This window comes from Streptomyces sp. NPDC056222, from assembly GCF_042264065.1.
Lineage (GTDB): Bacteria > Actinomycetota > Actinomycetes > Streptomycetales > Streptomycetaceae > Streptomyces.
Genome location: NZ_JBHJTL010000033.1, coordinates 23,045 through 41,679 on the forward strand (window position 1 = coordinate 23,045; position 18,635 = coordinate 41,679).

Here is an 18,635-nt window from a genome sequence, read left to right on the forward strand (position 1 = left end):
CTGCGGGCCCCCCCGGGGCACCGGGCCGGGGTGCCCCCCACGCTCACCCCGGGCGTCTGTGTCAGGGCCTCACCCCTACCGCCGCGGGGCCCCCCCCCCCCCGCGTCGGCCACCTCCGAATCTGTGTGGTCAGCGCTTCCTCAGCCGCCAGCGTCGGATCTTGCATGACTTGACGGTGCGGTTGAGCGCGACCGCGGCGCCTTCGTCGGTTTCCGTGTCGAGGAGGATGCTGTCTTCGAGTCCGGTCCACGAGCGTTGTGTGCGTGCTGGAGCCATGTCGGCGGGGCGTACCCAGCGGGCGACTTCGGCGGCCGCCGCCTTCTTCCGCCCGAGGGCGAGGGCCTCGGGGGTGTAGAGGTGCTGAGCGAGGGCGACTCCGGCTTCCCGCATGTACATAACGTTGTAGATGCCGTCGCGCTTGTTGCGGCCGGGCAACTTTTGGATGCCGAGGGCACGCTTTGTGTAGTGACAGAGGTAGACAGCGATGGCTGTGCTGGCGGTGGTGAGACTGACGAAGGGGAGTCCGTCGGCAGTGAAGCCGACGGCGCCGTCGGCGTCGATGACGCCTCGGAGGTAGTCCGGGCGGGAGAACGGTACCCGGGGAGGGGTGATCCTTCTTGACTTGCGGCCGTATGGGAGCCCGAGCTGGTTGAGTGTGGTCCGGGCGTCCAAGGCGCACAGGGTCCATGTGGCGGAGTGGTGGGTCTCCGCGAAGTTCGTCGAGCGAGTGCGCTCGGTGATGCTCGTGTAGTACGGCGTGAGTTGCTGGAAGTCGCGGAGGATGGCGATGTCGCGCGCATTGATCTCTACGGTCAGTTTGCCCTTCTGCCCCGCCCCCTGCGCGAGGTGCCCGTCGGCCTGGAGGAAGCCGAACATGTAGGCGTAGCGGGGGTCTTCGAGGTCCATGAAGGACGTCGGGGATTCGGCGGCGAGGGCGCTGACGTCGAAGAGCGCAGGCGCGTTAGGGTCGTGTTCAGCCACGAGGAAGCCTTTCTTCCTTGGTGGTCAGACGCCCAGCCGGGACGGCAATCCTGGCCGGGCGTCGTTTTGTTTGAGCTTGACCCTAGGTCGTGTTTTCGGTTGCCGTCCGGGTGATCTGATCGGTTCACTCGGACGTGTGATCGGCCCTCGTTACAGCTCGCGGTGGACCTTGGTGTTGGAGGCCTGGGCGCGGGGGCGGACGACCAGGAGGTCGATGTTGACGTGCGGGGGGCGCGTGCAGGCCCAGGTGATGGTGTCGGCGACGTCGTCGGCGGTGAGGGGTTCGACCACGCCCGCGTAGACCTTGGCGGCCTTGTCGGTGTCGCCGCGGAAGCGGGTGGTGGCGAACTCGTCCGTCTTCACCATGCCGGGGGCGATCTCGATGACGCGGACCGGGGTGCCGACGATCTCCAGGCGGAGGGTTTCGGCGAGGACGCGGGCGCCGTTCTTGGCGGCGACGTAGCCGGCGCCGCCCTCGTAGGTGGCGTGGCCGGCGGTGGAGGAGAGGACGACGACCGTGCCGTCGCCGCTGGCGGTGAGGGCGGGGAGCAGGGCCTGGGTGATGTTGAGGGTGCCGATGACGTTGACCTCGTACATCTGACGCCAGTCGTCCGGGTCGCCGGTGGCGACGGGGTCCGCGCCGAGGGCGCCGCCCGCGTTGTTGACGAGGACGGCGATCGTGCGGAAGGCGGTTGCGAAGGTCTGGACGGCCTCGCGGTCGGTGACGTCGAGGGCGTACGCGGTCGCCTGGTGGCCGGCCTCGACGATTTCGGCGGCCAGTGCCTCGATGCGGTCCTTGCGGCGGGCGGTGAGGACCACGCGGTATCCGGCGGCGGCGAGCTGCCTGGCCGTCGCGGCGCCGATACCGCTGCTCGCTCCGGTGACGACGGCGATGGGGGTACCGGCGGCAGTCATGACGTGCTCCTCGCGCGTGTGGTCGATTGTGTCGATCGCGTGGTCAGGATAGGTGGCGGGTGGAGGTCAGCGGGCGCGCGGGGCGTACATGATCACGGCCATGCCGGCGAGGCAGATCAGGGCGCCGACGACGTCCCAGCGGTCGGGGCGGTAGCCGTCGGCGACCATGCCCCAGGCGAGGGATCCGGCGACGAACACTCCGCCGTAGGCGGCCAGGATCCGGCCGAATTCGGCGTCGGGCTGGAGGGTGGCGACGAAGCCGTAGATGCCGAGGGCGAGGACTCCGGTGCCGATCCAGATCCAGCCGCGGTGCTCGCGGACTCCCTGCCAGACGAGCCAGGCTCCGCCGATCTCGAAGAGTGCGGCGACGGCGAAGAGGGCGGCGGAGCGGGCGATCACCATGGGGTCAGGGTGCCATGGGGCGTCGGGGGTCCAGGGGACACGCGGGTTGACGGATAGTCAGAGCATATGGGTGGTTATCAGTATCTTCGGGGCATGAGTGTGATGCGCAAGGCCCTGCTCGGGGCGGCGTTGGCGGCCGCGGTGGTGCTCGGTGCGGGCGAGAGTGCCCGGGCCGTGGGCCCTGAGGCCGATCTGGCCCACCACGGTCATGTCTCCCTCCGGGAGGGCCGGGTCGGTGTCTGGTTGGTGAGTGAGAACCATGGGCCGTCGGACGTGTCCCGGGCGACCGTGCGGCTGTCCTTCTCCGAGCCGCCGGCGGGCGGGTAGGAGCTGCCCCCGGCCTGTCTGTGGGGGAGCGACCGGGTGGTGCTCTGTCGGACGGGTGCGCTGCGGGCGGCAGGGGCGCCCGACGCGCTGGCTCTCGATCTGCGGATGGCGGGCTCTCCGGACGAGATGACGGTGGACATCGGCACCCTGTGGCGTGACGGGGCCACCGACGGCAATCCGCGGAACGACCGGCATCGTGTGCTGGTCCTGGCCACCGGTGACCCGTACGTCTTCTGACCGCTTCGGCCGCTTCCGGTCGCGCGGTCAGAAGGTGTAGCCGTCGGGGCGGACCAGGAGCGTCGAGCGGCGGGTGGGGTCGGTCCAGGTGGCCCTGACGAGCCGGGCGGGGGTGGTGGGGGATGTCGGCAGGGCGGGGGTGGTGCCCTCGGGGGCGATGAGTACGAACTCGCCCTTGCGCAGCAGTTCGTAGAGCCTGCCCTCGCGCAGCTTCAGGTCGGGGACGCGCCGGGTGGTTCGGCCGTAGGAGATGCCGAGGCCGCTGATCATGCCGAGGGCCTTGGCGGAGGCGGCGGGGACGGTGTCGAGGATCCGTGCGGCGAGTGCGCGCGCGGTGCGCTGGAGCGGGCCGCGGGCCATGGCGAGCCGGACGATGGCGCCGCTGCTGCGGAGCACCATGGCACCGACGGGGTGGCGCTCGGACTGGTAGCTGTCGAGCAGGGCCTCGGGGTCGGGGGATTCGCCGCGCAGGACGGCGGCGAGCTTCCAGGAGAGGTTGGCGGCGTCCTGGAGGCCGGTGTTCATGCCCTGGCCGCCAGCGGGGGAGTGGACGTGGGCGGCGTCTCCGGCGAGGAAGACGCGGCCGACGCGGTAGGACGGGGCCTGGCGTTCGTCGCTGTGGAAGCGGGAGATCCAGCGGGCGTCGTGCATTCCGTAGTCGCTGCCGAGTGCGCGGCGGGCGATGGTGCGGACCTCTTCGAGGTCGACGGGCTCGCTGTCGGGGACTTGGCGGGTGCGGTCCCAGCCCATGACGCGGTACCAGCCGTCGCCGAAGGGGGCGATGAAGGCGAAGGCGTCCCCGACGCCGTTGACCGTGAGCAGTCCTTCGGGCTTCTCGGTGAGGCGAACGTCGGCGAGGACGATGGAGCGGATCACCGAGGCGCCGGGGAAGGGCAGGCCGAGGGCTGTCCGTACGGCGCTGCGCACGCCGTCGGTGCCGACGAGGTAGCGCGCCCGGAGGGTGAGGGGTGTGCCGTCGGGGCCGTTGAGTTCGGCGGTGACCCGGTCGGCGTCCTGGCTCAGTTCGCGCAGTTCCGTTCCGTACCGGAAATCCACACCTGTGGACAGCGCGCGCCGTTCGAGGAGTCGCTCGACCTCGTACTGGGGAGTGATGAGGAGGTACGGGAAGCGGGAGCGGAGCCGGGTCAGGTCGAGGGTGAGGCGGCGGAAGAGCCGCAGCTCGGTGATGGGGGTGCCGGTTGCGATCAGTTCGTCGGCGAGGCCGCGGGCGTCGAGCTGCTCCAGAGTGCGGGCGTGCACTCCGAAGGCCCGGGTCATGTTGCTGATGCCGTGCGGGCGGCGCTCGACGACGGTGACCCGCAGGCCCGCGGCGGCGAGATCGCCGGCGAGCAGCATTCCGGTGGGGCCCGCGCCCACGACGACGACGTCCGCGTCCAGGTGGTTCATGGCTCACTCCTGACCGAAGGTGGTGCCCACGATCGCTGGCCAACGCCCGTTGGTCAACGCTTGTTGGCAACGGTAGATCTGCCCTCGATGGACTGTCAACACCCGTTGGCCTACAGTTGTTGGCATGACGACCGCCCGCCGCTCCGACGCCACCCGCGCCGCGATCCTCGAAGCCGCCCGCGAACGCTTCGCCGCCGACGGCTACGAGCGCGCCACCATCCGCGCCATCGCCCGCGACGCCGGAATCGATCCGTCGATGGTGATGCGCTACTACGGCAGCAAGGAGGGGCTGTTCGCCGCGGCGTCCGACTTCGAGCTGGAGCTTCCCGAGCTCGCCGTGCTGCCGTCCCGGCACATCGGCGCGGCCCTCGTCAGGCACTTCCTCGACCGCTGGGAGCGCGACGACGTCCTGACCGCGCTCCTGCGCGTCGGTGTCACCAACCCCGCCGGTATGGAGCGCATGCAGGCGATCTTCGCCGGGCAGCTCGGTCCGATCACCCGCGGCGTCTGTCCCGACCCCGCCGAGGCGCCGCGCCGTGCCGCGCTGGTCGCCTCGCAGATCCTCGGTATGGCACTCACCCGCTATGTGCTGCGGCTGCCGCCCGCGGTCGAGATGTCCACGGACGAGATCGTCGCCTGGCTGGGGCCGACCGTTCAGCGCTATCTGACGGCCCCGGAGCCGTAGGGCCGCGGGATGCCGCTTCGTACAATCTCTGCATGACGCAGAAGAGCTCCGCCCAGCGGGACGGCCTGATGGCCGAGCTGTACGGCGAGGCCCGCCATTACATGGCCGCGTACGCGCTGTTCAACCAGGCCGTCGCCGACCGTCTGAAGCTCCACCCGACGGACGTGCAGTGCCTCAACCTGCTCTCCCTGGAGTCCGGCCCCGTCACCACCGGCCGGATCGCCGAGCTGACCGGGCTGACCACCGGATCCGCGACCCGGCTCGTCGACCGGCTGGAGCGGGCCGGCTACGTCACGCGCGAGCGCGACGCCGAGGACAGGCGGCGCGTACTCGTCACCGCCGTGCCGGAGCGGATGGCCGAACTGGGCGCGTTCTGGCGGCGGCTCAACGGGGCCTGGGGCACGATGTTCGACGCCTACAGCGACGCCGAGGTCGCCCTGCTCATCGCCCATATGCGACGGACCGTCGAGCTCAGCGCGGAGCAGGTCGAGCGGCTGCGCAAGGGCGAGATCGGCTGACCCGGCGGGCCGGCCAGCCCGGCTCAGCGCGTCGTCGCGCCGCCGAACTCGCGCAGCGCGTCGGTGACGATCGCCTCCAGGCGGGCGTGGTGGGCGCCCCGCCAGTACACCCGCTCGCACTCCGTGCACCGCGCGAAGACGTCGTACGTCTTCTCCGTGCCGTGCTCCAGCCGCTCACGCACCGAGTCCTTGTCGGCGTCCGTGAGCTGCCCGTTGCAGGCGGTGCAGCGGGTCCAGGGCGCCAAGGGGGGCGCGAACCGCTCCAGCACGTCACGGAGTTGGTCGTCGGGCCGGTCGCTGTACACATAGGCGCCGGCCCACAGCTCCCGGCGGCGCAGCAGCCCGCGATCCCGGGAGAGCATCACGCGCTGCTCCTTCGCGGAGAGCGCGGCCAGCGCGGGATCGCCGATGTCCTCGCTCTCGTACGCCGCGTCCACCCCGAGCAGTCGCAACCGCCGCGCCAGCGTGCCCAGGTGCACGTCGAGGAGGAACCGGAGCGGAGCCCCGGAGACCTGCTGGGGGCGCTCCACGCCCTCGACCTCGACCGTCTCGCCCGCCGCGGGGATGTGGGAGACCTCCACGGCGCGTCCGTCCACCGACAGCCGTCCGACCTCGGTCAGCGGAACGCCCAGCGACTCCACGACATGGCCGAGCGTCGAGGCGCCGTCCGTCGCGACGGCGGTGCGTCCCGGGCGGCGATCCGCCGAGACGAAGAGCCGCAGGTCGGGGGCGAAGCTGATCTGGATCTCCGGTCCGTTCACGGGGACAGGATGTCACCGTGAACGGCCGGGCGGCCAGGGAATTCGGCCGCGGTTCCCGTTCCTACGGGCGGAAGGCGTCCGCGTGGTCGGTGGCCCATTCGGCGAAGGTGCGGGCCGGGTGTCCGGTGAGCTCCTCGACCGTCCGGGTCGTCGTGACCGGTCGGCCGTCGTGCGAGGCCCAGTAGGAGAGCAGGGCGTCGGCGAAGGTCTCCGGTATGTGGGCGGTGACCGACTGCTTCCACTGCTCGGGAGTGATGGCGGCGGTGGTCGTCGGCCGGCCCGTCGCCTCGGCGAGTATCGCCAGTTGCTCGGTGAAGTCGAGCGACTCGGGGCCGGTCAGCAGATACGAGGAGCCGCGCAGCGCGGGCTCGGTCAGGACGGCGAACGCGGCCTCGGCGATGTCCTTCTCGTGGATCGGATCACTGTGCGACCCGGGGTACGGAAGCTCCACCGCGCGTGCGGACCTGATCGCCCAGGACCACTGCAGGGCGTTCGTCGCGAAGGCGCCCGGCTGGAGATGGGTCGCTTCGAAGGTGCCGTCGGCCGCCGCGGCCGCGAGGGCCCGTTCGACGGTCAGGTGGGAGGCGGCGATCGCGTTCTCGGCGGCGTCGGGGGCGAGGACGGAGCTGGAGGAGAGCAGGGTGATGTGCTGGACGCCGGCCACGCGGGCTCGCGAGACGAAGGCGTCGACATGCGACGGCTCCGCGTACAGGAAGACGGAGTCGACGCCGTCGAGAGCGGCCTCGAAGTCCGCCGGATCGGAGAGATCGCAGCGGACGGTGTCGATGCCGTCGGGTGGGGAGAGGTCCGCGGGGTTCTTGGACGCGGCTCTGGCCTTGATTCCGGCGCCGTGGAGCAGTTCGAGGAGGGCGGAGCCCACGCGGCCGCGGCTTCCGGTGACGAGGACGGTCATGGCAGGGGTCCCTTCGGCGAGGCGATCCTCACGCAGTTGGCTGCGCAAAGAATAATCTGTGTCACGCAGATAACTATTCGTGACCGTGCCCCGTTCGTCAACCCTGATAAAACCCCGAGGCCCGGCCAGGGGCGCCGAGGCCTGGGATACCGTCCCGCCATGAAGATCATCGACCTCGAGCCGGGTGACCCGCGCCTGGAAGCCGACATGCTCCCCGTCCTGCGCGAGCTGCGCCCGCACCTCACGCCCGAGCTCTTCCACGAGATCCACCGCAACGGCCGGCCGCAGGGCCTGCGCTTCAGCGCGGCCTATGGCGACGACGACACCTGCGTGGGCGCCGCCGGCTGGCGGATCATCGACAACACCAGCTCGGTCCGCAAGCTCTACGTCGACGACCTGGTCACCGCCGCCACCGCGCGCTCCACCGGCGTCGGTCACGCGCTCCTTGCTCACCTGGAGGAGCACGCGCGCGCCACCGGCTGCCGCGAGCTCAACCTGGACTCCGGCACCCACCGCACCGGAGCCCACCGCTTCTACCTGCGTGAGCGCCTCGACATCGTGGCCTTCCACTTCACCAAGTCGCTGCCCACGGACGGCGCGGAGAAGTGAGGAAGCGCTGAGGGCGGGGCCGGCGGAGGGCCGACAGCGGGCCGGTCGAGCGCTAGAGGGTCTCCAGGTCGAGGCGCCAGTCGTTGCAGCGCAGCGGATGGCCGGGCGGGTACTCGAAGTCGCGCGCCCCGAGCAGCTCGAAGCCGGCCTTGCGGCACACCGCGTTCGACGGGCCGTTGTCCGTCGAGGGGAAGGCGTGCAGGAAGCGGTGCGAGCGCGCGGCGCGCGCCAGCTCTGCGACGGCGCGCGTGGCCGCGGTCGCGACGCCCCGCCCCTGGAACCCGGGAAGCACTGTCCAGCCCGTTTCGTAGACCGGCCTCTCGTCCACGGTCTGCTCCCAGAAGCCGATGCTGCCGACCACGACCTCCTCGGGGAGCAGCACGATCCGGAACATCCGGCCCGCGCTCGTACCCGAAGCACTCAGATCCACATAGCGTCGATGCCGCTTGACCAGCGCCTCCTCGGTCTCGGGGCCGCCGAGGTGCTCCATCAACTCGGGTGCGTTCATGGCGCGCAGCAGCCCGAAGTCGTCCACCGACCAAGGCTCCAGACGCACGGGCGAGGCGGTCGAGGCGGGCGAGGAGGGTGAAGATGGCGAGGTGGGTGTGGTGTCGGCATCCATGCGCGCACTGTAGGTCAGGGTTCGGACACCTGGCGGGCGTACGCGGTCGGCGGCACTCCGACCGTCGCCGTGAAGTCCCGTACGAGATGGGCCTGATCGCTGTAGCCGAGCTCGGCGGCGAGGCCTGCCCAGTCCGGGGGCTCCTCGGCGCCCGCGGCCTCGGCGCGCTCCAGAGCCTCGTGGATGCGGTAGCGCAGGATGACCCATTTCGGGCCGACGCCGACGCAGTTGGAGAAGAGCCGCTGCAGCGAGCGGCTCGACAGGCCCTCCGCGCGGGCCAGTTCGGAGACCCGCCGGATCGTACGGTCCGTACGGACCAGGTCCACCAGCGCCATGGCCTGCGCCGCCTGAGGATCGGGCGCGGGGCCACGGGCCATCAAGAAGGCGTCGAGCGCCGCCACGCGCGCGTGGTCGGCCTCCGGGGCGAGCACGGTCTCCACGGAGGCCTCGTCGGCGTCCGCGAACACCTCGTCGAGCGGGACGCGGCGGCCCGTCCACTCCGAGACCGGCCACGCGGGGGCGAACGGCCGGAAGCCGCCCGGCCGGAACTGCACCCCGCAGACCCGGCCGACGCCCGTGAGCTTCTTCGTGAACAGTTCGAGCCCGATCCCGGCGACCTCCCCGAAGACGACCTCCTGGCCGTCGCCCTCGTACCGCTGGAAGACGATGTTCACGGACGGGTGCGGGACGACATGACTGGCGTACGGCTCGGAGAGCGCCCAGTCGATGAACCAGTAGTGCTCCAGATACGGGCGCAGTTCCGGCGCCGGGTCGTGGCGGCGGAAGCGGACGCGGGCGAGGAGTTCGTCGGGGTCGACGATTCCCCGGGTGTCGCGGCGCGGACCGGAGGGAGCCATGCCACCCAGCGTATGCGCCGACCTGCCGTTGGCGTGTTTCTTCAAGACGCCCTGGGCAGGATGACCTAGCGTCGATTCATGACGAACCGTACGCAACCCATCAGTGAGCTGCTCGGTACCGCTGCCGCCCAGGCCGCCCCCGTGGTGCGCGGTATCGCCGACGACAGCTTCGCCGCGCCCACGCCGTGCTCCGAGTACGACGTGCGCGCGCTGCTCAACCACCTCTTCCACGTCGTCGTGAACTTCCAGGCCCTGGCCGCCAAGCAGCCCGCCGACTTCGCCTCGAACCCCGACTATCTGGCCGACGCCGATTGGCGCACCCGGTTCGATGCCGAGACGGCGAAGCTCGTCGCGGCGTGGGCGGCGCCGGGTGCGGAGGAGGGTGTCTCGGCGGGGATGGGGCTGCCGGCCCGCACCGTCGGATCGATGGCGCTCCTCGACCTGACCGTGCACATCTGGGACCTCGCCCAGGCCACCGGCCGGTCCTTCGAGCCGGACCCGGACGTCGTGGAGAACCTGGCGGAGTTGGTGGAGCAGATGGCCCCGACGGCCCGGACGATGAATGTCTTCGGCGAGGAGGTGGCGCCGTCGGAGGGTGCCTCCGCGTTCGAGCGTCTTCTCGCGGCGACCGGACGGAACCCGCGCGACTGGGCGGCCGCGGTGCACTGACCCTGGCCGTGAGGCCGCCTGGTCCGCAGGACCTGGACGGGGCCAGGGCAGGACCTGGACGGGACCAGGGCAGGACCTGGACGGGACCCGGGCCGGACCCGGGCCGGACCCGGGCCGGATCGACCCGACGTGAGGGAGCTGGTGACGCCCCCTTTGACGCGTGTCGGCTCCCCCGACGTCCGGCGCCCGGTGACGCCGCCCGCCCGGGGGCGGCGCCCGCTGACACCGCCCCCGGGCGCACCGAATCCGCCCGCCCCGCCGTTGGTCGGATCCGGCCGCCTACCGCAGGCGGCCCGCGGAACCCACCGAGAGGCGTGAGACGACCTGGCCGAAGGCGTGCTCCTCGGCCGGGGTGAGCGGCACGGTCTCCTGGGGGTGCCAGACCCGCTCCAGCGGCACGTCCGCCTGCGCGCGGCGGGCACGGGAGCGCAGCCCCAGCGCCACCCACACGGCGGCGGAGACGGCGAGCAGCCCGAAGAGGGTGATCACACGGGGGTCCGAGAACTGGCCGGGCAAGGACGACATGGCTGACTCCAGGGCGCGAGGGCCGGTACGGGAGGCATGTCCTGCGGGGGACGGCGCCTGCGCACGGCGCTGACGATTGCTACTGGTTCCTCCCGACCTGTTCAGTTAACACCACCGTGGGGGACTTTCGGCAGGGGGGTCCGGGACCGAAGTCCCGCCCGGTCCGGAGGGGCGCGAGGCCCTCTTGTGCGGGTCGGGGAAGCGCTTCAAGGTGGCCGGGACAGGGAGCATTCCGGCCGGGGAGGGAGCAGCCGCATGTCGGACGCAGGGGTGTGGGGGTTCACCGACGACAGGGGGACCGAGCTGACCGCCGTACAGCCGCCCGAGCGGGTCGTGGCCTATGTGCGGGCCGGGGCGGCGCTGCGGGATCTGGGCGTGACGCCCGTGGCGGTGTACGGCTCCGGGCACGACGGCGGGGCGCTCGATCCGGTCAAGGCGGGGGAGCTGGCGGCGGCCGGTGTCCCTTATCTGGGGCCGGGGCGGACCCTGGACGAGGAGGCCGTGCGAGGGCTGCGCCCCGATCTGATCGTGGACGTCACCTACGACGGGAAGAGCGCGTACGCGCTGGACGAGGCCGTCGCCGAGCGGCTCGGCGTGCCGCTGATGGTGCTCTCCGTCGGCAACGAGCTCACACTGTCGGCGATCATCGGTCGCTTCGGCGAGCTGGGGGCGGCGCTCGGGGGCTCGGCGGTCCCCGCCGCGCACCAGGATCCCGAGGCCGTCCTTCGCTCCGTCGCCGCGCGTTCGGACGTCACCGTCCTCGCTCTCTCCGGTGCCGGGCCCGATCAGGTCCATCTGGCCCGGCCCCATGCCTGGCCCGAGCTGGCCCGGCTCCAGGAGCTCGGCGTCCGTCTGCTCGATCCCGGTCCCGGCGCGGGCGCGAACTGGCTCACCGCCGACTGGGAGCACGCGGCCCGGCTGAACCCGGGCCTGGTGCTCTACGACAGCCGTGCCAACGCCGTCGGGCCCGACGCGTTCCCGCCCGTGGCGCACGCGCGGGTGGCGCCGTGGAATCCGGAGACTCCGCCGAGCCCGGCGGCGTACGCCCGCTTCTTCGCGGAGCTGGCCGCCTTGCTTCAGGAGTAGACGGGGATTTCGGCGCGGCCGACCAGGCGGGCCCGCAGGGAGCCGGCGAACTCCTCGGCGCGGGCCAGCTCGGCACGCAGTTCGGCGACCCGCTCGCTGGCGGCCCGCTCGTAGCGCCGTACGCGTGCGGCCAGGGCGGACCGCTCGTCGGGCGGGAGTTCCCCGTCCGTGCCGGGGTGGTCCGCGGCGAGGCGGTCCATCGCCGTGAGCAGCTCTCGGGTCTCGTCGAGGGTGAAGCCGAGTGGCTTCATCCGGCCGATCACCATCAGCCGGTCCACATCGGCTTCGGTGTAGAGGGGGAATCCGCCCGGGGAGGATGCGGAGGGGACGACCAGACCGGTGTCCTCGTACTGGCGGATGGACCGCAGGGACAGCTCCGTCCGTGCGGCGACCTCGCCGATCTGCATGGGTTCGCCGGCCAGGCGCAGTCTTCTCACGTCGTCCGTCCTTCCTTGTGCTGGCACCAACGGGCGCGGCTCCCGCCCCGTTCATTGTGTTTGTCCTAACTTCAGCACTTATGAGAGCTGGAAGTGCGGCGAAACGCCTGCTGGTGGGGCGACCTTTGGACAGCGGCAGGCTCGGCGAGACTCTTCTGCCCAAGCGGCTCGCCCTGCCGATCTTCTGCAGCGACCCGCTCTCGTCCGTCGCGTACGCCACGGAGGAGATCCTGCTGATCCTCGCCCTCGGCGGGCTCGCCGTGCTGCATCTGGCCTGGTACGCGGCGGTGGCGATCGTCATCCTGCTGGTGGTCGTCGTCGCCTCCTACCGGCAGACCTGCTACGCCTACCCGGGCGGCGGCGGGGCCTATGTCGTCTCCGCCGAGAACCTCGGGCAGACCGCCGCGCTCACCGCCGCGAGCGCGCTGCTCATCGACTACGTGATGACCGTCGCCGTCTCGGTCGTCTCCGGCGTCGCGGCGATCACCTCCGCCATGCCCGCGCTCGACGGACACGCGGTGGCCATGTCGGTGACCTTCGTGGCGGTCCTGGCCTGGCTCAATCTGCGCGGTGTCCGCGAGTCGGGGCGGTACTTCGCCATTCCGACGTACGCCTTCATCGCCACGATCTACCTGATGTTCGCCGTGGCGGCGGTCCGGATGGCGACCGGGGCGACGATCCGCGCCGAATCGGCCGACCTGCCGATCCACGAGGTCTCCAGCTACACCGGCCTCGCGCTCGTACTGCTCGCCATGCGCGCCTTCGCCTCGGGATGTACGGCGCTGACGGGTGTCGAGGCCATCAGCAACGGCGTGCCGGCCTTCGAGAAGCCCAAGAGCCGCAACGCCGCCACGACCCTCGCGATCATGGGCGCGGTGGCGGTGACCATGTTCTTCGGGATCACCACCCTCGCCATGGTCTACGAGGTGCATGTCGCCGAGGACCCCACCGAGCTCGGCCTCGCCCCCGGCACCGCGATGCCCACCGCGCTCGCCCAGATCGGCCGCGCCACCTTCGGCAGCTGGCACTTCCTCTTCTATCTGCTCCAGGCCGTCACCGCCGCGGTCCTGATCATGGCGGCCAACACGGCCTTCAACGGCTTCCCGATGCTCGCCTCCGTCCTCGGGCGCGACCGCTACGCGCCCCGCCAGCTCTTCCACCGCGGCGACCGGCTCGTCTACTCCAACGGCATCGTCCTGCTCGCGCTGGCCGCCATCGCCCTGATCGTCGCCTTCGATGCCAGCCTCACCCGCCTCATCCAGCTCTACATCATCGGCGTCTTCGTCTCCTTCACTCTGTCCCAGGCCGGCATGGTCAAGCACTGGCGGCGAGAACTCGCCACGCCGGCGGGCGCCGCCGACCGGCGCCGGATCATGCCCCGCCTGGCGATCAACGCCTTCGGCGCCTGCCTGACGGCGGTCGTCCTCGTCATCGTGCTGATCACCAAGTTCACGCACGGCGCCTGGATCGTCGTGATCGCGATGCCGGTGCTCTTCGCCGGGATGAAGGGCGTCCGCCGGCACTACGAGACCGTGGCCGCCGAGGTCGCCGTCGAGCCCGGCGCCCATCCGCGGACCCTCGCGGAGAACCACGTCATGGTCCTGGTGGCCTCGGTGAACGCGCCGAGCCTGCGGGCTCTGTCGTACGCGAAGACCCTGCGGCCCGCCTCACTGACCGCGGTCACGGTCGCCGAGGACCCGGCGGAGGTGGAGGTGCTCAGGGCGACCTGGGAGGCCCATGGCATCGACGTGCCGCTCCGGGTGCTCAGCTCCCCGTACCGCTCGATCGTGCAGCCGGTCCTGCGGCACATCCGGGAGGCGCCCGAGCGGACGGGGGACTCGGTCGTGTCGGTCGTCATCCCCGAGTACGTGGTGGGTCACTGGTGGGAGCAGCCGCTGCACAACCAGAGCGCGCTACGGCTCAAGACCCGGCTGCTGTTCATGAAGAACGTCGTGGTCATCGACGTCCCGTACCGGCTCGCCTCGGCCCGCGAACTCGCGGCCGAGCGCGCGAAGGCCGCCGCGGACGCACGGGACCAGGGAAGCTGAGCCCCGGGGCGCTACGGCCAGACCAGGCAGTACGGCTGGTGCCCCGCCTCGTGGAGGCGGACCGAGAAGTCCTGCCACTCGTGGAGCAGCTGGTAGACGTTGAACGCGTCGCGCGGGCCGCCGCGGTCCGGGACCGTGGACCAGATGAAGGCCGCCGCGCCGACCGATTCCTCGCCGATTCCGCGCAGCGGGTCGACCACGGTCATGGGCAGCTTCACCACGGCGTAGTCGGGGTGGAGGACCACCAGCTCCAGCGGGGGCACCTTGTGCAGGGGCATCCCTTGGATGCCCGTGAGGACCATCGCGGCTATGGTCTCGGGCTTGATCTTGGTGAACATGCCGCCCATGCCGAGCTCGTCGCCGCCCAGCTCCTCCGGGCGCATCGAGATCGGGACGCGGGCCGCCGTGGCGCCATCGGGTGCGCCGAAGTACTTGTACGTCACCCCCAACCGGCCACTCCCGCCCCCCGTCGTGGGTCCCGTGATTTCCGAGGACTGTATGGGATCTTCCGTACGCCGTCGCCGGTGCCGCCCCCGCCGGGCAGGCTCGGGACCCAGATCGTCCGTCCCCTCACCCAGTCCGCCACCGCGATGCATATCTCCACCCGACTGCTTTTTAGGCAACACGACCCCCGCCGCGCAACCCGATCATCGTGACAGTGACCTCCCCCACGCTCTCGCGGTGAAACACCTGTCCGCAAGAACGTCCGGCCCTCTGACACCATGGATTCCGTGAGCCATCCCTATGACGCCCCAGTTTCGCAGACGCGGAGGACCCACGCCTTGGCGTAATTCACAGGGTGCCCACGCCGTCTCTCCGTACTCGCAGACTTACTCGCAGGTCAGGACCACAGTGCCGTATTCATACGAAGCCCCAGTCTCACAGACGCTTTTCGACCGCGCGTCCCTCGTGACGCCCGGCGGCGTGAACTCACCGGTGCGCGCCTTCCGGGCCGTGGGCGGAACGCCCCGGTTCATGGTGTCCGGTACCGGCCCGTACCTCACCGATGCGGACGGTCGTGAGTACGTCGACCTCGTCTGCTCGTGGGGGCCGATGATCCTCGGCCATTCCCACCCTGACGTGATCGCCGCGGTGCAGGCCGCCGTCGCCCGCGGCACCTCCTTCGGCACCCCCGGCGAGGGCGAGGTCGCCCTCGCCGAGGAGATCGTCTCCCGGATCGAGCCCGTCGAGCAGGTTCGGCTGGTTTCTTCCGGTACGGAAGCCACGATGTCGGCGATCCGGCTCGCCCGAGGCTTCACCGGCCGGGCGAAGGTCGTGAAGTTCGCCGGCTGCTACCACGGGCACGTGGACGCTCTGCTGGCCGCGGCGGGTTCCGGCGTGGCCACTTTCGGTCTGCCCGACACGCCCGGAGTGACCGGCGCCCAGGCCGGCGACACGATCGTCCTGCCGTACAACGACCTGGAGGCGGTCCGGGCCGCGTTCGCCGCGCACCCGGGCGAGATCGCCTGTGTGATCACGGAGGCCTCGCCGGGCAACATGGGCGTCGTCCCGCCGCTGGCCGGCTTCAACGCCGGCCTGAAGGAACTCTGCTCCGCGAACGGCGCGCTGTACATCTCCGACGAGGTCATGACCGGCTTCCGTACCTCCCGCGCCGGCTGGTACGGCGTCGACGGGGTGAAGCCGGACCTGATGACCTTCGGCAAGGTCATGGGCGGCGGCTTCCCGGCCGCGGCCTTCGGCGGCCGCGCCGACGTCATGGGGCACCTCGCCCCGGCGGGCCCGGTCTACCAGGCCGGCACGCTCTCCGGTAACCCGATCGCGACCGCCGCCGGCCTCGCACAGCTGCGCCTGCTGGACGCCGCCGCCTACGACACGATCGACGCGGTCTCGAAGGAGATCCAGGGGCTGGTGACCGGCGCGCTCACGAAGGAGGGCGTCGCGCACCGGCTGCAGACCGCCTCCAACATGTTCTCGGTCTTCTTCACGGCCGACGAGGTCCGGAACTACGACGACGCGAAGAAGCAGGAGGCGTTCCGCTTCAACGCCTTCTTCCACTCGATGCTGGCCGACGGGGTCTACCTGCCGCCGTCCGCCTTCGAGTCCTGGTTCGTCTCCACGGCCCACGACGAGCGTGCGATCGAGCGGATCGCCGCCGCGCTGCCGGCCGCCGCCCGCGCCGCCGCGGAGGCCACCGCATGAGCGCCACCGGCATGAGCCGCCCCGGCGGCGACGACATCACCGTCGTCCACCTGGTGCGCCACGGCGAGGTCGAGAACCCCGACGGTGTGCTCTACGGCCGCCGCTCGGGCTACCACCTGTCCGAGCTCGGCCGGCAGATGGCCGACCGGGTCGCCGAGCATCTGGCCGCCCGGGACATCACGTACGTCGTGTCGTCCCCGCTGGAGCGTGCCCAGGAGACGGCGCAGCCGGTCGCCAAGGGGCACGGTCTGGACCTGGCCACGGACGAGCGGTTGATCGAGGCCGCCAACGTCTTCGAGGGCAAGACCTTCGGTGTCGGCGACGGGGCCCTGCGGAAGCCGGGCAACTGGAAGCACCTCACCAACCCGTTCAAGCCGTCCTGGGGCGAGCCGTACGTCGAGCAGGTCGTACGGATGATGGGGGCGCTGGACGCGGCGAAGGACGCGGCCCGTGGTCATGAGGCGGTCTGCGTCAGCCACCAGCTGCCGATCTGGATCGTGCGCAGCTTCGTCGAGAAGCGGAAGCTGTGGCACGACCCGCGGCGGCGCCAGTGCACGCTGGCCTCGCTGACCTCGTTCACGTACCAGGGAGACAAGATCGTCTCGGTCGGCTACAGCGAACCGGCCCGCGATCTCGTACCGGCGCATCTGCTCGCGGGCGCGAAGCCGGTCAAGGGTGGGGCGAAGGCCTTCGGCGCGTAGCGCTCCGCGGGGGAGTGGTAGGTAAGCCGCGGGCCGGTGGGGGCTGGTCGCGCAGTTCCCCGCGCCCCTGGGCGCGTGGCCAAGTCGGAGCAGGCGGGTTCCGCCACGGCCCTTGGCGCGCCGAGATTCCCCGCGTAGCGCTCCGCGGGGAGAGTTGGTAGGTAAGCCGCGGACCGGTCGGGGCTGGTCGCGCGGTTCCCCGCGCCCCTGGGCGCGTGGCCAAGTCGGAGCGGGCGGGTTCCGCCGCGGCCCTTGGCGCGCCGAGATGCCCCCGCGTAGCGGTACGCGGGCCTCGGCGTACCGGGGTTCGGCGTGTGGAGGTTCTGCGCCCGTACGTTCGAGGCGCGGCCCGCCGGGTACACCCATCAGGGCGATCGGATGACGTGAAGTCATCTGGTCGCCCTGAAATTTTTGTGCTAATTCCCGGAACCTCCTTGTTCCTCCCTGCATCTCACTCATTGTCGGTTTGGATGACCATTCGGTCAGACGTGAGTGCGAATGGGGACGTCATGCGAGGGATCAGTCGAAGGGGACTACTGGGGGCGGGCGTTGGGGCGGCGGCGGCGCTGGGGGTGGCCGGGTGCAGTACCAACAACGGCAAATCGGGTGATTCGATACCCGGCAAGGGTGGTGACGCCTCGGGATCCCCGAGTGCGCCCGCACCCACCGAGAAGGAGGCCAAGCTCATCGGTGACGGTTCCACCGCCGACACCGGAAAGCAGCCGAACCAGTCCGACGCCCCCGTGCCGCTCGAACCCGGCCAGGCCCCGCCGCAGTTCGTGATCTTCTCCTGGGACGGTGCCGGCGAGGTCGGCAACGGCCTCTTCCCGCGCTTCCTCGAACTCGCCAGGAGTCACGACGCCGCGATGACCTTCTTCCTCTCCGGGATCTACCTTCTTCCGGAGTCGAAGCAGGACCTCTACCGCCCGCCGAACAACCGCGTCGGCGCCTCCGACATCGGCTACCTCACCGACGACCACATCAAGGACACCCTCAAGAACGTCCGCCAGGCCTGGCTCGACGGACACGAGATAGGCACCCACTTCAACGGCCACTTCTGCGCCGGCTCGGGCTCCGTCGGCAACTGGACCCCGGCCCAGTGGCAGAGCGAGATCGACCAGGCGACGAAGTTCGTCACCGAGTGGAAGACCAACAGCGGCTGGACCGACCTCGACCCGCTGCCCTTCGACTACCGCAAGGAGCTCGTCGGCGGCCGCACCCCGTGTCTCCTCGGCCAGGACAACCTGCTTCCCACCGCGAAGCGGCTCGGCTGGCGCTACGACGCCAGCTCCCCCGGCGGCCGCCAGATGTGGCCGGACAGGCGCCAGGGGATCTGGGACCTCCCGCTGCAGGCCGTGCCCTTCCCCGGACACTCCTTCGAGGTCCTCTCGATGGACTACAACATCCTCGCCAACCAGTCGAAGAACACGACCAAGGGGATGCCCTCGCGCTACCCGGGCTGGCGCAAGCAGGCCACCGAGGCGTACCTCGAGGGCTTCCGGCGCGCCTACGGATCCAACCGCGCGCCCTTCTTCATCGGCAACCACTTCGAGCAGTGGAACGGCGGCATCTACATGGACGCCGTCGAGGACGCGCTCAAGGGCATGGCCGGCAAGAAGGACGTCCGGCTGGTCTCGTTCCGGCAGTTCGTGGACTGGCTGGACGTGCAGGACCCCAAGATCCTCGCCAAGCTCCGTACTCTCGAGGTCGGACAGTCGCCCGCGGGCGGCTGGAACGCCTTCCTGAAGGCCGCTTAGGCCTCGTACGTCCCTTAA

At 70.9% G+C, this 18,635-nt stretch carries 22 protein-coding genes; 11 read left to right on the forward strand and 11 right to left on the reverse strand.

Going from position 1 to position 18,635, the window contains the following annotated elements:
* Positions 1 to 129: 129 nt before the first annotated feature.
* The 3 genes from ACFC0D_RS17615 to ACFC0D_RS17625 all read right to left on the reverse strand — a co-directional run bounded on the left by ACFC0D_RS17615 (position 130) and on the right by ACFC0D_RS17625 (position 2,298).
* A complete protein-coding gene (locus ACFC0D_RS17615; RefSeq protein WP_376436263.1) occupies positions 130 to 981 on the reverse strand; it encodes a hypothetical protein in 852 nt (283 codons plus the stop codon).
* Positions 982 to 1,131: 150 nt separating this feature from the next.
* Positions 1,132 to 1,896 (reverse strand): SDR family NAD(P)-dependent oxidoreductase, encoded by a 765-nt coding sequence (locus tag ACFC0D_RS17620; RefSeq protein ID WP_376436266.1) that lies wholly within the window; start codon positions 1,894 to 1,896, stop codon positions 1,132 to 1,134.
* Positions 1,897 to 1,962: 66 nt separating this feature from the next.
* On the reverse strand, positions 1,963 to 2,298 hold the full coding sequence (locus ACFC0D_RS17625) for a YnfA family protein (protein WP_376436269.1): 336 nt from the start codon (positions 2,296 to 2,298) through the stop codon (positions 1,963 to 1,965).
* A 93-nt stretch (positions 2,299 to 2,391) separates the two neighbouring features.
* Here ACFC0D_RS17625 and ACFC0D_RS17630 point away from each other — a divergent pair, with 93 nt between their 5' ends.
* Entirely contained in the window at positions 2,392 to 2,625 is a 234-nt protein-coding gene (locus ACFC0D_RS17630) for a hypothetical protein (RefSeq protein ID WP_376436272.1), read from the forward strand.
* Positions 2,626 to 2,661: 36 nt separating this feature from the next.
* Positions 2,662 to 2,862 (forward strand): hypothetical protein, encoded by a 201-nt coding sequence (locus ACFC0D_RS17635; RefSeq protein WP_376436275.1) that lies wholly within the window; start codon positions 2,662 to 2,664, stop codon positions 2,860 to 2,862.
* Between the two features lie 27 nt (positions 2,863 to 2,889).
* Here ACFC0D_RS17635 and ACFC0D_RS17640 read toward each other — a convergent pair whose 3' ends face one another.
* Entirely contained in the window at positions 2,890 to 4,269 is a 1,380-nt protein-coding gene (locus ACFC0D_RS17640; protein ID WP_376436278.1) for an FAD-dependent oxidoreductase, read from the reverse strand.
* Between the two features lie 124 nt (positions 4,270 to 4,393).
* Here ACFC0D_RS17640 and ACFC0D_RS17645 point away from each other — a divergent pair, with 124 nt between their 5' ends.
* A complete protein-coding gene (locus tag ACFC0D_RS17645) occupies positions 4,394 to 4,954 on the forward strand; it encodes a TetR family transcriptional regulator (RefSeq protein WP_376436281.1) in 561 nt (186 codons plus the stop codon).
* A 32-nt stretch (positions 4,955 to 4,986) separates the two neighbouring features.
* Positions 4,987 to 5,472 (forward strand): MarR family winged helix-turn-helix transcriptional regulator, encoded by a 486-nt coding sequence (locus ACFC0D_RS17650; protein WP_376436283.1) that lies wholly within the window; start codon positions 4,987 to 4,989, stop codon positions 5,470 to 5,472.
* Between the two features lie 23 nt (positions 5,473 to 5,495).
* Here ACFC0D_RS17650 and ACFC0D_RS17655 read toward each other — a convergent pair whose 3' ends face one another.
* Both ACFC0D_RS17655 and ACFC0D_RS17660 read right to left on the reverse strand, forming a co-directional pair.
* Positions 5,496 to 6,233 (reverse strand): Mut7-C RNAse domain-containing protein, encoded by a 738-nt coding sequence (locus ACFC0D_RS17655; RefSeq protein ID WP_376436286.1) that lies wholly within the window; start codon positions 6,231 to 6,233, stop codon positions 5,496 to 5,498.
* Between the two features lie 61 nt (positions 6,234 to 6,294).
* Positions 6,295 to 7,146, reverse strand: coding sequence for an NAD(P)H-binding protein (locus tag ACFC0D_RS17660; protein WP_376436288.1), 852 nt, complete (start codon positions 7,144 to 7,146; stop codon positions 6,295 to 6,297).
* A 159-nt stretch (positions 7,147 to 7,305) separates the two neighbouring features.
* Between ACFC0D_RS17660 and ACFC0D_RS17665 the strand changes: the two genes are divergently transcribed.
* Complete coding sequence (locus ACFC0D_RS17665) at positions 7,306 to 7,755, forward strand: GNAT family N-acetyltransferase (RefSeq protein ID WP_376436291.1); 450 nt, start codon at positions 7,306 to 7,308, stop codon at positions 7,753 to 7,755.
* A gap of 52 nt (positions 7,756 to 7,807) precedes the next feature.
* On the opposite strand, the gene ACFC0D_RS17670 is transcribed toward ACFC0D_RS17665, so the two are convergent.
* The gene (locus ACFC0D_RS17670; protein ID WP_376436294.1) at positions 7,808 to 8,377 is read right to left on the reverse strand and encodes a GNAT family N-acetyltransferase; all 570 of its coding nucleotides are present in this window, start codon (positions 8,375 to 8,377) and stop codon (positions 7,808 to 7,810) included.
* Positions 8,378 to 8,391: 14 nt separating this feature from the next.
* Positions 8,392 to 9,234: a DUF6597 domain-containing transcriptional factor gene (locus ACFC0D_RS17675; RefSeq protein ID WP_376436297.1), complete on the reverse strand. Its 843-nt coding sequence runs from the start codon at positions 9,232 to 9,234 to the stop codon at positions 8,392 to 8,394.
* A gap of 78 nt (positions 9,235 to 9,312) precedes the next feature.
* On the opposite strand from ACFC0D_RS17675, the gene ACFC0D_RS17680 reads away from it, so the two are divergent.
* The gene (locus tag ACFC0D_RS17680) at positions 9,313 to 9,903 is read left to right on the forward strand and encodes a TIGR03086 family metal-binding protein (RefSeq protein ID WP_376436300.1); all 591 of its coding nucleotides are present in this window, start codon (positions 9,313 to 9,315) and stop codon (positions 9,901 to 9,903) included.
* A gap of 279 nt (positions 9,904 to 10,182) precedes the next feature.
* On the opposite strand, the gene ACFC0D_RS17685 is transcribed toward ACFC0D_RS17680, so the two are convergent.
* The gene (locus ACFC0D_RS17685) at positions 10,183 to 10,428 is read right to left on the reverse strand and encodes a hypothetical protein (RefSeq protein WP_376436303.1); all 246 of its coding nucleotides are present in this window, start codon (positions 10,426 to 10,428) and stop codon (positions 10,183 to 10,185) included.
* 255 nt (positions 10,429 to 10,683) lie between these two features.
* Here ACFC0D_RS17685 and ACFC0D_RS17690 point away from each other — a divergent pair, with 255 nt between their 5' ends.
* Positions 10,684 to 11,514: an ABC transporter substrate-binding protein gene (locus ACFC0D_RS17690; protein WP_376436305.1), complete on the forward strand. Its 831-nt coding sequence runs from the start codon at positions 10,684 to 10,686 to the stop codon at positions 11,512 to 11,514.
* On the opposite strand, the gene ACFC0D_RS17695 is transcribed toward ACFC0D_RS17690, so the two are convergent.
* Positions 11,505 to 11,936, reverse strand: coding sequence for a MerR family transcriptional regulator (locus ACFC0D_RS17695; protein ID WP_376436419.1), 432 nt, complete (start codon positions 11,934 to 11,936; stop codon positions 11,505 to 11,507). The genes ACFC0D_RS17690 and ACFC0D_RS17695 overlap by 10 nt on opposite strands.
* A 95-nt stretch (positions 11,937 to 12,031) precedes the next feature.
* Here ACFC0D_RS17695 and ACFC0D_RS17700 point away from each other — a divergent pair, with 95 nt between their 5' ends.
* Positions 12,032 to 13,999, forward strand: coding sequence for an APC family permease (locus ACFC0D_RS17700; RefSeq protein ID WP_376436308.1), 1,968 nt, complete (start codon positions 12,032 to 12,034; stop codon positions 13,997 to 13,999).
* A gap of 11 nt (positions 14,000 to 14,010) precedes the next feature.
* On the opposite strand, the gene ACFC0D_RS17705 is transcribed toward ACFC0D_RS17700, so the two are convergent.
* Positions 14,011 to 14,595, reverse strand: a complete 585-nt coding sequence (locus ACFC0D_RS17705; protein WP_376436311.1) for a hypothetical protein — start codon at positions 14,593 to 14,595, stop codon at positions 14,011 to 14,013.
* A gap of 256 nt (positions 14,596 to 14,851) precedes the next feature.
* On the opposite strand from ACFC0D_RS17705, the gene hemL reads away from it, so the two are divergent.
* The 3 genes from hemL to ACFC0D_RS17720 all read left to right on the forward strand — a co-directional run bounded on the left by hemL (position 14,852) and on the right by ACFC0D_RS17720 (position 18,617).
* Complete coding sequence (hemL, locus tag ACFC0D_RS17710; RefSeq protein WP_376436314.1) at positions 14,852 to 16,159, forward strand: glutamate-1-semialdehyde 2,1-aminomutase; 1,308 nt, start codon at positions 14,852 to 14,854, stop codon at positions 16,157 to 16,159.
* Positions 16,160 to 16,170: 11 nt separating this feature from the next.
* Positions 16,171 to 16,860, forward strand: a complete 690-nt coding sequence (locus ACFC0D_RS17715; RefSeq protein WP_376436422.1) for a histidine phosphatase family protein — start codon at positions 16,171 to 16,173, stop codon at positions 16,858 to 16,860.
* A gap of 509 nt (positions 16,861 to 17,369) precedes the next feature.
* Positions 17,370 to 18,617 (forward strand): hypothetical protein, encoded by a 1,248-nt coding sequence (locus tag ACFC0D_RS17720; RefSeq protein ID WP_376436317.1) that lies wholly within the window; start codon positions 17,370 to 17,372, stop codon positions 18,615 to 18,617.
* The last annotated feature ends 18 nt before the right edge of the window (positions 18,618 to 18,635 follow it).